Below are 13283 nucleotides of genomic sequence, written 5' to 3' on the forward strand. Positions count from 1 at the left end.
GTTTGAGATATGGCTAAAAAAGAAAGTTATGAAGAAATGTTAACTAAACTTCAAGATATATTAAGCAATTTAGAAACAGATGACTTGAATCTTGAGGAATCTATGAAATCTTATGAAGAAGGTGTTAAACTTGTAAATAAGATTTATAAGATTTTAGATTCCTATGAAGCTAAAATTTCTATAATTAAAGATGATAAAGAATTGGAGTTTAGTGAAGAGTATGGAGATAAATAATTTAAAAAAAGATATCAATGAATATTTAGAAAATTATTTTAGTAAAAAAGGAAGTTTTAATAGAATTATATATGATTCATGCAGCTATAGTTTGAATATAGGCGGGAAAAGAATACGACCAATATTGCTTTCGCTAACTTACTATATATACAAAGAAGATTATAGGAAAGTTATGCCAATGGCAGCTGCCATGGAAATGATTCATACATACTCATTGATTCACGATGACCTTCCTTGTATGGATAATGACGATTTAAGAAGAGGAAAACCTACAAATCATATTAAATTTCAGGAAAATATAGCAGTTCTTGCAGGAGATGCTTTATTAAACGAAGCTATGATAATAATGATGGATTATGCGCTAAAAAGTGAAAACAATGCTTTAAGAGCGGCACATGAGATAGCAGTTGCGGCAGGCGCAGAAGGTATGATAGGCGGTCAAGTAGTAGACATTATTTCAGAAGGAAAGAACATATCACAAGATGAGTTAGAATATATGCATGCTAAAAAAACAGGTGCACTTATTAGAGCAGCAATAGTTTCAGGAGCAATTTTAGCTGACGCTCCTGAAGATGATTTGAGATTATTAAGAGAATATGGTGAAAAGCTAGGGCTTGTTTTTCAAATAAAAGATGACATATTGGATGTTATTGGAGATAGTAATGTATTAGGTAAAAATATACATGCAGATGAAGAACATAATAAAACAAATTTTATATCGGCTTTTGGATTAGATAAGTGCAAAGAATTATGTGAAACTTTAACTAAAGAATGCATATCTATTCTTAAGAGTTTGAGTGTTAATTCAGATTGTTTAGTTGAACTTACATATACTCTTTTAAATAGAGAAAATTAATAGAGGGAATGATTGTTATGAACTTACTGGATAAATTGAATTTTCCAGAAGATTTAAAAAAGCTTAATGAAGAAGATTATAAAGTTTTAAGTAGTGAGATTAGAAAATTTTTAATAGATAGTGTCTCTAAAACTGGTGGCCATTTGGCATCTAATTTAGGAGTCGTTGAATTAACATTAAGTTTATTTAAAGCTTTTAGCTTTGATAAAGATAAAATAGTATGGGATGTAGGGCACCAGAGTTATGTTTACAAAATTTTGACTGGAAGAAAAGAAGGATTTAAAAAGCTTAGGAAATATGATGGAATAAGTGGATTTCCTAAGAGAAATGAAAGTAAATATGATTATTTTGATACAGGTCATAGTAGCACTTCAATATCAGCAGCGCTTGGAATTGCAAGGGCAAGAGATTTAAAGAAAGAAAAATATAATGTTATCTCTGTTATAGGTGATGGTGCTCTAACAGGTGGAATGGCAATCGAGGCTCTAAATGATGTTGGATTTAGAAAAACAAAATTAATCATTATATTAAATGATAACCAGATGTCAATTTCAACGAATGTCGGAGGATTATCGCGATATTTAAATAAACTTAGAATAGCACCAGTATATAATAAGTTAAAGACTGATATTCATGCATCTCTAGATAACTCAAATCTAGGTAAAAATATAGCAGGAAAAATATCTAAAGTTAAAGATAGCATAAAACAATTAATAGTTCCATCTATGTTTTTTGAAAACATGGGGGTAAAATATATTGGACCAATCGATGGGCATGATATCGATGCAATGACAGAGGTGTTTATAAAAGCAAAAGAAATAAACGAACCAGTCATAATACATATTTTAACTCAAAAAGGAAAAGGTTATGCGCTAGCAGAAGAAAGCCCAAGTAAGTACCATGCGGTAGGAGCCTTTAATTTAGAAAGCGGTGAATCAAATGCATCGCCAAAGAATAGCTATTCAAAGGCATTCGGAAAGGCGCTAGTAAATCTTGGGACACAAGATGAAAAAATAGTTGCAATTACAGCAGCTATGCCGGAAGGTACAGGACTTAAATGTTTTTCACAGAAATTTAGAGACAGATTCTTTGATGTGGGAATAGCAGAAGAACATGCAGTTACTCTTGCAGCTGGGATGGCGAGTAACGGTTTAAAACCTGTTTTTGCAGTTTATTCAACATTTCTACAAAGAGCATTTGATCAAGTAATTCATGATGTTTGTATTCAAAATCTTCCTGTAGTATTTGCGATAGATAGAGCGGGAATAGTTGGAGAAGACGGTGAAACTCATCAAGGTATTAATGATTTATCCTATTTATCTATGATCCCTAATATACATATAGTTGTACCAAAATGTCTAGAAGAAGTTGATGTTTTATTAAAGTGGGCAATTAGCAAAAATGCGCCAGTTGCAATAAGATATCCAAAGGGTGGAAACATAATTGATACTCTTTCACCAATTAAAGAGGTGGTAGAAGGACAATGGGAAATAGTAAATAGAGGTTCTAAGGTCTGTATTATTGCAACTGGCAGGATGGTTCAACATGCAATGCTTGCAAAAGAATTCCTATATGAGAAAGGATTAAATCCAACGGTTATTAATGCAACATTTGTTAAGCCAATTGATAAAAAATTACTAGAAAATATAAAAAAAGAAGGATATAATGTTTTAACAATAGAGGATAACATTTTAAAAGGTGGATTAGGTTCAGCTGTAAGAGATTATTTAAGTGAAATAGATTATAAAGGAACTATTAGATCACTTGGATATGATGATGAATTTATTCCTCAGGGAAATGTAGAAATCTTGTATAAAACATATAAATTAGATTACGAGAATATAAGCAAGATTGTTATGAAGCTTTATGATTAAAAGGAGAAACAAATGGCGGAAAAAAAAGAAAGACTTGATTTACTTTTAGTAGAAAAGGGCATAATTAATTCTAGAGAAAAAGCAAAAGCTTGCATAATGGAAGGTAAAGTTTATGTTGATGGTCAAAAAGTAGATAAGGCTGGGGAGAAAGTAAGTTCTAATGCTAATATTGAATATCGCGGAGAAACGCTTAAGTATGTTAGCAGAGGTGGGCTTAAATTAGAAAAAGCAATGAAAACTTATAACATATCATTAGAAAATAAAGTGTGTATGGATATAGGTGCATCAACAGGCGGATTCACTGATTGCATGCTTCAAAACGGTGCTTCTAAAGTGTTTTCTGTAGATGTTGGCTATGGACAGTTTGCATGGAAACTTAGAACTGATGAAAGAGTAGTTTGCATGGAAAGAACCAATATAAGATATGTTACTCTAGAAGATATAGGAGAACCTTTAGACTTTGCATCTATAGATGTATCTTTTATATCACTAAAAAAAATAATGCCTGCAACAATAAATTTGCTAAAAGATGATGGAGAAGTTGTTGCGCTTATAAAGCCTCAATTTGAAGCTGGACGCGAAAAAGTAGGAAAAAAAGGTGTTGTAAGAGAGATAAGCACACATAAGGAAGTAGTACATGATATTATAGACTTTCTATTACAGCAAAACTTAAATGTTTTAGGTGTGAGCTTTTCTCCTATTAAAGGGCCAGAAGGAAATAGAGAATATTTAGTGTATTTTACAAAGGATAAAAATAAAACGAGTGATTTTGGAAAAGATGATATAGATGAAGTTGTTGAAAATTCACACATAGAAATTTAACTTCCTTGGAGGGGCTATGAATAATATTGGGATTGCAATTAATCCATCAAAAGATGCAGATAATAAAATATTAAATATGGTTGTAAAAAAGTTTAAGGAAAAGTTTAACTTAAAAAACATTGAAGTTTTTAATTCATTCGATATAGAGGATCAGAATTTAAGAGATATTGATTTACTTATTGTATTGGGTGGAGATGGTACACTCCTTGGAATAGCTAGATCTTTAAACGATAGTTTTAATGCACCTATCTTGGGAATTAATATAGGAAATTTAGGATTTTTGTCAAGTGTAGATATATCAGATATTGATATTGCTCTTGAAAAATTGAAAGATGGAAAATATAAATTTGTTGACAGAATGATGTTAAATTGTAAAGTTGAATCAGATGAGAATAAAGAAGAACTTAAGGCTTTAAATGATGTGGTACTGGCTAGAGGAACTCTTTCAAGAATGGTGAAATTTACGATCTTTGTAGATGGAAAAATATATTCCACATTCAAAGGTGATGGACTTATTATAGCAACACCTACTGGATCTACAGCATATTCATTTTCAGCAGGAGGACCATTTATATATCCAGATTTAGAACTTATAACAATAACTCCTATATGCCCTCATACCAAAAGTATGCAAACTATTGTATTAAAAGGAGACAGTATTATAGAGATATATGCAGACCATGAAGAAGAAAAAATTTATTTGACTGTAGATGGTCAAAAGGCTATTAAAATTAATCATGAAACTTCGGTAAAGGTAAGTAAAAATAAAAAAAGTGTAAAATTACTTGTATTTGATGATTATGATTATTTTAAAGTCTTGAGAAGTAAGATTTTGAATAATTCTAAAGAATGTGATGGTGAGAAACTTTGAAATCAAAAAGGCATACTAAAATATTAGAAATCATAGGCTCAAGAGAAATAGAGACACAAGAAGAGTTGGCAGATGCATTAAAAAAAGAAGGATTTGATGTGACACAAGCTACTGTATCTAGAGATATAAAGAATTTAAAGTTAATAAAAATGCAATCGACTAATGGTAAATCTAAATATGTCGTGTCTACAGGAGAACAAAAAAACATTATTGATAGATTAAGCAATATTTTAGCGAATACAGTACTTTCAGTAGAAAACGTAGATAAAATGGTTGTAATAAAAACTATAACAGGGTCAGCACCGATTACAGCTGAAGCTATTGATAATTTGGAAAGTGCGGATATTGCAGGAACAGTGGCAGGAGACAATACTATTTTCATCTTAGTTAGAAGTTTGGAAAGTGCTGAAGATTTGGTTGATAAAATAAGAAAAAGAATGTCATCATAAATATTAAGGGTGGGATGAAATGCTAATTCAATTAAATATCAAAAATTTTGCGTTGATAGAAGACATGACGATAAATTTTAGTGAAGGGTTTAATATACTTTCAGGAGAAACAGGAGCAGGGAAGTCCATAATGATAGATGCAATCGACTTTGTTCTTGGTGGAAAGTTCTCGAAAAATTTAATAAGAACTGGTGAAGATAGAACATATGTAGAGGCATTATTTTCATTAGAAAAATCAAAAGTTTCTGAGGTTCTGGAAGAATTAGATATTGAGTATGAAGATGTGTTAATAATTTCGAGAGAAAGCCATGCGAGTGGAAAAAACTTGATAAAGGTAAATGGAAAAAGCTTAATTACTTCACAACTTAGAAAAATTAGAGCAAAACTTTTAGATATTCATGGCCAACATGCTAATCAAGAACTTCTACAAAGAAATACTCATATATCATATTTAGATGGATTTATAGGCGATGAGATGATAAATCCAATAGGTAGATTTAGTGATTTAAGGGCAGATTTAATAAAAATAAGAGAAGAAATTAATAGAATTTGTGGCAATCAAGATAGGGAAAAATTATTAGACTATCTTAAATTTCAAATTGAAGACATTGAGAAAGCCAAATTAAAAAAGGATGAAGAAGAAACGTTAAAAGAAGAATATAATATTTTAGCAAATGCTGAAAAAATTAATAATAGTTTATCTATATCATATGGAATACTTAGTGGAAACGAAGAGTTAAATGTGATTGATTCCATATCAAAGATAATGCATGAACTATCTAATGTAGAAAATCATTTTGAAAAGATTAAGAAGAATAAACAATTAATTGAAGAAGCATTTTATACTTTAGAAGAAGCTAGTCGCGAAATTCGTGATATGGCAGAAGAGATTGTTTTTGATCAAGATGCGTTGGAGAAAGTAAATTCTAGAATTTATGAAATAAATACTTACAAGAAGAAATATGCGCCAACAATTCCGGAGATATTAGATTATTATGAAAAAATAAAAAAAGAATATAATGAAATATTAAATTCTGAGCAAATAATAGAAAGTCTTAAGGAAAAAGAGAAAGAAATTCTATCTAAAATGGAAAAGGAAGCTTTAATTCTTCATGAACTAAGAGTAAGAAAAAGTAAATTCTTAGAAGAAAAAATATTAAGAGAACTTACGTTTGTTGGTCTTGAAAAATCAAGAATGGAAATAAGTATAGTTCGTCAAGAAGAGTTTAATGAGAAGGGATTTGATGAGGTTAGTTTTTTAATATCTACAAACCCAGGAGAACCGCTTATGCCACTTGAAAAAGTATTATCAGGTGGAGAACTGTCAAGAATAATGCTGGCTTTAAAATGTGTTTTTGCTGAGAAGGATGAAATACCAACATTAATTTTTGATGAAATAGATACAGGAATAAGTGGAGCAGTTGCACAAAGAGTTGGAGAAAAGATGTATCAACTATCAGATACACATCAAGTTTTATGCATAACTCATTTACCGCAAATTGCTGTATTATCTGATCATCATTATTTTGTTATGAAAAAAGTTAAAGATAACAAAACATTTACAAGGATAAAGATTTTAGAAAAAGAAGAAAAGGAACTTGAGATAAGTAAAATGTTGGCAGGAGACGATGTAACAGAAGCTACATTAAATAATGTTAAGGAAATGATAAAATTAAGTGAACTAAAAAAGCTAGAAATTAAAAAATAAATACATATAGAAAATAAAATTGGTAAAAATAAAACCATGTAATTGCATGGTTTTATTTTTTTATTTTTATAATTTTGGAAATTTATATATAAAGTAAAAGAAATAAAGTTATATACTTTTAAAATTTAGTATAAGCTAAATTTTTTGACTACAATAACAAAGTTCTTATAGGATAAGACTTGAGTGCAGTGGGAAAATTAAAATTAGTAAGTAAAGGAGGAGAGAAATATGAAGAAAAAAATTTTATGTGCTACTAGTTTAATTATGACTCCAATCCTTATTCTAATTTTATTTACCACAATGAGCATAAGGAAATTACCAAGTAAGATTTATACAAGAGATGAAAAGACAGTACAATCAATTGCACCCATAGGAAACACCATAAGTAAGATTGGTAATAACGATAATGAGTATGAGATAAAATTTTTGGGAATGATTCCTCTGAAAGCTGTCGAAGTACAAAAAATTAAAGATTTAGAAATATATCCAGGCGGAAATCCAGTCGGAGTTAGAGTGAATAGTGAAGGCGTGATTATTGTTGGATATTCTGAAATTGAAATCAATAATAAAAAGGAAGAAAGTCCTGGTAAGGCTGCTGGGCTTGAAATTGGTGATGTAATACTAAGAGTAAATGGTGAAAATATGGAGAATTCCATGGATTTATTAAAAACAATTAAAGAATGTGATAATGAAAGTATAAAGGTTGATATTTTAAGAAATGGTGAGAATCTTACAAAAACAATACATCTAAAAAAAGAAAATAATAAAGATTATAAAATAGGATTATGGATAAGAGACTCGACTGCAGGAGTGGGAACAATGACTTTCTTTGATCCAAGTACTAAAAAGTTCGGAGCATTAGGACATCCGATAACAGATGCAGACACAAATGAACCATTTTTAGTAAAGAAAGGAGACTTATTAGAGTCATCTATAATAAGTGTTAGAAAAGGAGAAAAAGGATCTCCAGGTGAATTGAAAGGAATTTTTTTAAATGAAGAGACACCAACTGGAAATATTGAAAAAAATACTCAAAGTGGAATTTTTGGTGAAATCAAAAATGCTCAAGCATTAAATAATAAAATTAAACCTCTTAAAGTTGGGTTTAGAGATGAAATATCTGTAGGAAAAGCTAAAATAATTACAACAGTAGATGAGAGTGGTCCACAAGAATTCGACATTGAGATTGAAAAGACTTTAAATCAATCTATTCCAGGGTCAAAAAGCATGGTAATAAAAATTACTGATCCAAGGTTGTTACAAAAAACAGGTGGAATTGTTCAAGGAATGAGTGGAAGTCCTATAATTCAAAATGATAAAATAGTTGGAGCGGTCACTCACGTACTAATAAATAAACCTGATACTGGCTATGGTATTTATATAGAATGGATGCTTCAAGAGGCAGGAATAATAAAATAAAAACAAATGATGATAGGTAGCGTATTTAAAAATCGCTACCTATCATCATTTGCTTTCGTTTTGAGTTTGATATAAAATTATTTGAATTTATGGAATATAAAATTAACAAAGGAAAATATAGTATTGATTTATGGCGCTATATCATATAAAATTACATAATTTTAAAATAATTATTAATATATAATTTCGATATAGATTGTAGAAAAAGGAATATAATTATATAATAAATATGTATTCACTTAATAATTGAGAATTTAGGAAATATATAGTTACATTTTTACTTAAAAAAATACTTTAAAAGTATTTTGTCAGAACCTATTTACTTTCTGAGAAAAAAAGTGTATAATTTACAAATAGTGGAAGATGATAAAGTAATATTAATCGGACTTAAGAGATATTTATGTAAAAGTGAATATATTAATAGAAAAATTACTAGTGTAAATGTAGACGTACATACCCTATTAATGTCAAAGGATCTTACAATAATTTGTAGAAGTAATATATTGTGTTATATTGTACAATAATGGAACTATTTAATAAGATATGGTTATAGGGGTTAAATAATATATTAAAATACAAACATAATAAAAGAATGGACAAAAGGAGAGAAAAAATATGGAAGATTCAAAAATATCTGTACTAATTGCTGATGATAACAAAGAATTTTGCAGTATATTAAATGATTATCTACTTAATCAAAAAGATATAGTTGTCACAGGAATTGCAAAAGATGGTAGAGAGGCTTTGGAGTTAATAGTAGAAAGAAAGCCTGATTTAGTTATTCTTGATATAATAATGCCACATTTAGATGGATTAGGTGTTTTAGAAAAATTAAATACAATGCAATTGGAAAAGGTTCCAAGAATAATAATATTATCAGCAGTAGGTCAAGATAAGATTACTCAACAGGCAATAACTCTTGGTGCGGATTATTATACTGTAAAACCTTTTGACATGGAAGTATTCACAAAAAGAATCAGAGAAATGTTTAATAGCTCTGCTGCAGTTCAAGAAACAAACATGAGAAATTCGTATGCATCATCAATGATATCTACTCCAAGTGAAAATAAAACAAAGGCACCTATTGATTTAGAAACAGAAATAACTAATATAATACATGAAGTTGGAGTGCCAGCTCATATTAAAGGTTACATGTATTTAAGAGAAGCTATAACAATGGTTGTTAACGATATGGAATTATTATCAGCAGTAACTAAAGAGTTATATCCTTCAATAGCTAAGAAGTACAATACAACAGCTTCAAGAGTTGAAAGAGCAATAAGACATGCAATAGAAGTAGCGTGGGGAAGAGGTCAAATTGAGGCTATTAACAGGTTATTTGGATATACAGTGCATAATGATAAAGGCAAGCCAACAAATAGTGAATTTATAGCTATAATAGCTGATAAATTAAGACTTAAAAATAAAGTGTCTTAGTAAGCATTTAATTAAGTTGAAAAGCTAAGTTGAATATTGCAAAAAAATGGTTTCTATCTATATTTTAATAGCGACTAATAGTTTTTGTGAAAATTAATATTCTAACATTATATATGACTAATGCCTTCTATTAGTTAGGTGTAGCAATCTAACTAATAGAAGGTTGTTTTGGTTGCAAAAGCAAAAGAATTATAGAGGAAAGCAACCTAAATTAACCATCCTTTTTAAGTAGAAAATTTGAAGCGGACATGTTATAATTAAAGTGTTAGAATTTAAGATATAGAAAGACAGAGGATTAAAGTGTATGGAAATAAAAATTAATATTCCAGTATTAAAAATATTAGCGATAACTATTTCGGGAATATTGGGTTATATAACTGGAATAATAGTATATAAATAGATATGATATTTTAGACTAAGGAGATATAAATATTCTTTGGTCTTTTTTTATGTAAAAAAATAAATTAACTAACAATAAAGTAATGGGATTTCAAAAGTGGATTATAGCATATGAAAGTACAATTATATGGTATACAAGTGGTAAGAAAAAGAGAATAAGTATATTTTTATTAAAAAATATATTACAATAGTAAATTATTAACGACATAAAAACCTACACAATGTTATAAGTTTACAATTCATCGTGTATAAAAAAGAGAAAATGATGCTTTTAGTGCTGAAAAATGTGGAAATAAAAGTTAAAATAAAGACGATATAAAGAAGGTATTTGTATAAGAATGTAGAAATATATGGTTAGGTGAAAGAGATTTGATATTTATAAGTATATCGAGTCAATTTAACTAAAATTATATTATGGAGGTATTATAAAAAAGAGAATCAACTTGAGAATAATTTGTGCATTAATGAAGGGTGGTTTTTTATGGAATTTAATTGGGATAAGAAGTGGTCAGTAGGTATTGATAAAATAGATCATCAACACAAAGAATTGTTTGATAGAATTAATAAGTTAGTAATTGCGATGAGAGAGGGAAAAGGAAAAGATGAGGTTATAGAGACTTTAAGCTTTCTAGAAGAGTACGTTATTAAGCATTTTAATGATGAAGAAGAGATGCAAAGAAAGAGTAATTATCCTAAATACGATATTCAACATAAGCAACATGAAGAATTCAAAGAGGAGCTTAGAGAATTAAGAAAAGTTTTTGAAAAAGCTGGTGTCTCAGCATTATTCGTTATAAATGTACAACAAAAGATGTCCAGTTGGTGGAGAAAGCATATTAGAGAATTGGATCGGGATCTAGGAGGATTCTTAATAGAAAGTTCTAAATAGTACTGTTTACTAAAGATATGATGGAATATAATTATATTAAAAGATAAAAAATCTTAATCGTTTTAATTTGGCAAATTATTAAGAAAAATCAATGAAAAGGATAGCTTATTTGGAAATATAAGCTATCCTAAAATTGGTTTATGATATTTTTTTGAGGTAAAAAAATAATGAAAATTGTTTTATATTGGGAAATAGCAATAACACAATTTTATTAATAAAAATCTTATACAAAATAACATAAATACTGTAGATTGGAAAAAGGGATTTTATATAATCTTATAGAATATTTTTAGTTATAGAAAAGGGGTGAGGGTATGAGAGAAGTAAAAGACGAAAAGCTAACAAAGGATCAACAAAAAGAAGCATTAAAAAGCGCTATAACAATGATAGTAGAAAACTATAAGATGTTACTAATAAGTAATAATAATATATCAGGCCTAGAGAAACAAAAATTATACGGTGATCTTGAACATAGTGTGGCAGCAATAGAATTTATAACACAATGTAAGCTTGATAAAGGCGTATTATGGGAAGGAATATGAAACTAATCTAAATAATTAAAATATGTATAATGTTATTAAAGTATAATTAGTGTAGCGTAAAAAATATTTCACGCAACAAAAAGAATAGTTCACTAGGGTGAAATGAACTATTCTTATATGGGTCATAGTATTTTTTATAGGAGTAAAATAATGTTTTATCTTGTTTCAAGTAATATTATAAATATATATTGTGGCAATATTATGACAACTATAAAAAAACTAATATTAAAATTTCAGCAATAATATTTAAAAAAATTGTATAGAATTGTTGACAAAACTCATGAATATATGATATTTTTGTAAAAGCATACTTTTAATTTAGTTCAGAGAAGCTAAGAAGGGGGAACATATGATGAATAATAAATCATTAAAAAGTGAAAAAAATTTTATAGATGTAAAAGAGAAAGTTTCTTTAAAGAGAGCAATTCCATTAAGTATCCAACATTTGTTTGCAATGTTTGGAGCTTCAGTCTTAGTACCACTTATTTTTAAAATTGATCCGACAACAGTGCTATTTTTTAATGGTATTGGTACATTACTTTATGCCTTTATTACTAAAAAAAGTATTCCAGCTTATTTAGGATCAAGTTTTGCCTTTATATCACCAGTATTACTTTTATATAGTCAAGGATATGATTTTCAGACTATACAAGGCGGTTTTGTATTTGTAGGTATATCATTTTCAATAATAGCGATTATTGTTGGCTACACAGGTATGGGATGGATAAATAAATTATTTCCACCAGCTGCCATGGGATCAATAATAACAATTATAGGTTTAGAATTGGCTAGTAATGCAGCAGATCAAGCAGGTTTTCCGGTTGGATTAAGTAATTCTCCAACTTTAAACATAACATGGGTAATTGTTTCTATGGTTACTTTAGCTACAGTGATTTTATGTAATATCTTATTAAAAGGATTCTTGAAAGTTATACCTATATTAATAGGAGTGGTAGTTGGATACATTACAGCATTCTTTATGGGATTAGTAGATTTTAGTACTATAAATAATGCAAATTATTTTGTTTTACCTAATATAAAGGTTGCACATTTCAGTTTAAATGCAATTTTAACTATACTACCTGCAACATTTGTAGTAATTGCAGAACATGTTGGTCATTTAAAAGTTACTAGCAGCATTGTTGGAAGAGACTTATCAAAAGATCCTGGACTTCATAGATCTTTACTTGGAGACGGGCTATCAACTATCATTTCGGGAATGTTTGGTTCTGTACCAACAACAACTTATGGTGAAAATATAGGAGTTTTAGCTCTAACTAAAGTGTATAGTGTATATGTAATATGTGGGGCCGGTTTAGTATCAATTTTGCTAGGGTTTTCTGGGAAAATGTCAGCACTTATTAGCACAATTCCAACACCTGTTATTGGAGGAATAAGTTTCTTATTATTTGGAACTATTGCAACTTCAGGATTAAGAACTTTTATTGAAGAAAAAGTTGATTTTTCTAAATCAAGAAATTTAATATTAACTTCAGTAATATTCATAGTAGGATTGAGTGGAATAAAATTAACTTTAGGAACTATTGAACTTAAAGGAATGGGACTAGCAACAGTAGTTGCTATGGTGTTAAGCATAAGCTTTATGATATTTGATAAATTAGGTATAATGAACGAAGCAGAATAAGACAAAAGTTTATAAATAAGTAAATTAATTATAAGAATGCTGTTAGTATTAATAAATACTAATAGCATTTTTTTATTTTAAAGAAAAGGAGTATAAAATTAAAGAAAGTAGATATATTTAACTATTTATATTTTTATA

12 protein-coding genes are annotated in these 13283 nt (G+C 28.8%); all 12 read left to right on the forward strand.

Features of this window, described 5'->3' with window-relative positions:
- Positions 1–9 precede the first annotated feature (9 nt).
- The 12 genes from PZA12_RS08825 (at position 10) to uraA (ending at position 13145) form a co-directional block, all read left to right on the forward strand.
- Positions 10–234, forward strand: a complete 225-nt coding sequence (locus PZA12_RS08825; protein WP_077837548.1) for an exodeoxyribonuclease VII small subunit — start codon at positions 10–12, stop codon at positions 232–234.
- Positions 221–1090: a polyprenyl synthetase family protein gene (locus tag PZA12_RS08830; protein ID WP_078115225.1), complete on the forward strand. Its 870-nt coding sequence runs from the start codon at positions 221–223 to the stop codon at positions 1088–1090. Before PZA12_RS08825 ends, PZA12_RS08830 begins: the two co-directional genes overlap by 14 nt.
- Positions 1091–1107: 17 nt before the next feature.
- Complete coding sequence (gene dxs / locus PZA12_RS08835; protein WP_078115226.1) at positions 1108–2964, forward strand: 1-deoxy-D-xylulose-5-phosphate synthase; 1857 nt, start codon at positions 1108–1110, stop codon at positions 2962–2964.
- A gap of 12 nt (positions 2965–2976) precedes the next feature.
- The gene (locus PZA12_RS08840) at positions 2977–3786 is read left to right on the forward strand and encodes a TlyA family RNA methyltransferase (protein ID WP_077837551.1); all 810 of its coding nucleotides are present in this window, start codon (positions 2977–2979) and stop codon (positions 3784–3786) included.
- Between the two features lie 16 nt (positions 3787–3802).
- On the forward strand, positions 3803–4657 hold the full coding sequence (locus PZA12_RS08845; protein ID WP_078115227.1) for an NAD(+)/NADH kinase: 855 nt from the start codon (positions 3803–3805) through the stop codon (positions 4655–4657).
- On the forward strand, positions 4654–5106 hold the full coding sequence (locus PZA12_RS08850) for an arginine repressor (RefSeq protein WP_026886488.1): 453 nt from the start codon (positions 4654–4656) through the stop codon (positions 5104–5106). The genes PZA12_RS08845 and PZA12_RS08850 overlap by 4 nt, the downstream gene beginning before the upstream one ends.
- A 19-nt stretch (positions 5107–5125) precedes the next feature.
- A complete protein-coding gene (recN, locus tag PZA12_RS08855; protein WP_103698941.1) occupies positions 5126–6814 on the forward strand; it encodes a DNA repair protein RecN in 1689 nt (562 codons plus the stop codon).
- Positions 6815–7042: 228 nt separating this feature from the next.
- Complete coding sequence (gene spoIVB / locus PZA12_RS08860; RefSeq protein WP_078115229.1) at positions 7043–8233, forward strand: SpoIVB peptidase; 1191 nt, start codon at positions 7043–7045, stop codon at positions 8231–8233.
- A gap of 615 nt (positions 8234–8848) precedes the next feature.
- Positions 8849–9670: a sporulation transcription factor Spo0A gene (gene spo0A / locus PZA12_RS08865; RefSeq protein ID WP_011969036.1), complete on the forward strand. Its 822-nt coding sequence runs from the start codon at positions 8849–8851 to the stop codon at positions 9668–9670.
- An 880-nt stretch (positions 9671–10550) separates the two neighbouring features.
- Positions 10551–10958: a bacteriohemerythrin gene (locus PZA12_RS08870; protein WP_077837560.1), complete on the forward strand. Its 408-nt coding sequence runs from the start codon at positions 10551–10553 to the stop codon at positions 10956–10958.
- 314 nt (positions 10959–11272) lie between these two features.
- Positions 11273–11500: a hypothetical protein gene (locus PZA12_RS08875; protein ID WP_077837561.1), complete on the forward strand. Its 228-nt coding sequence runs from the start codon at positions 11273–11275 to the stop codon at positions 11498–11500.
- A 352-nt stretch (positions 11501–11852) separates the two neighbouring features.
- The gene (uraA, locus tag PZA12_RS08880; protein WP_171772990.1) at positions 11853–13145 is read left to right on the forward strand and encodes a uracil permease; all 1293 of its coding nucleotides are present in this window, start codon (positions 11853–11855) and stop codon (positions 13143–13145) included.
- Positions 13146–13283: the final 138 nt, after the last annotated feature.

The sequence above is a fragment of the Clostridium beijerinckii genome (genome assembly GCF_036699995.1).
GTDB classification, from domain to species: domain Bacteria; phylum Bacillota; class Clostridia; order Clostridiales; family Clostridiaceae; genus Clostridium; species Clostridium helianthi.

Coding starts and splice junctions, on each gene's coding strand:
- PZA12_RS08825 (WP_077837548.1), top strand. CDS start 10: ATGGCTAAAAAAGAAAGTTATGAAGAAATGTTAACTAAACTTCAAGAT.
- PZA12_RS08830 (WP_078115225.1), top strand. CDS start 221: ATGGAGATAAATAATTTAAAAAAAGATATCAATGAATATTTAGAAAAT.
- dxs (WP_078115226.1), top strand. CDS start 1,108: ATGAACTTACTGGATAAATTGAATTTTCCAGAAGATTTAAAAAAGCTT.
- PZA12_RS08840 (WP_077837551.1), top strand. CDS start 2,977: ATGGCGGAAAAAAAAGAAAGACTTGATTTACTTTTAGTAGAAAAGGGC.
- PZA12_RS08845 (WP_078115227.1), top strand. CDS start 3,803: ATGAATAATATTGGGATTGCAATTAATCCATCAAAAGATGCAGATAAT.
- recN (WP_103698941.1), top strand. CDS start 5,126: ATGCTAATTCAATTAAATATCAAAAATTTTGCGTTGATAGAAGACATG.
- spoIVB (WP_078115229.1), top strand. CDS start 7,043: ATGAAGAAAAAAATTTTATGTGCTACTAGTTTAATTATGACTCCAATC.
- spo0A (WP_011969036.1), top strand. CDS start 8,849: ATGGAAGATTCAAAAATATCTGTACTAATTGCTGATGATAACAAAGAA.
- PZA12_RS08870 (WP_077837560.1), top strand. CDS start 10,551: ATGGAATTTAATTGGGATAAGAAGTGGTCAGTAGGTATTGATAAAATA.
- PZA12_RS08875 (WP_077837561.1), top strand. CDS start 11,273: ATGAGAGAAGTAAAAGACGAAAAGCTAACAAAGGATCAACAAAAAGAA.
- uraA (WP_171772990.1), top strand. CDS start 11,853: ATGAATAATAAATCATTAAAAAGTGAAAAAAATTTTATAGATGTAAAA.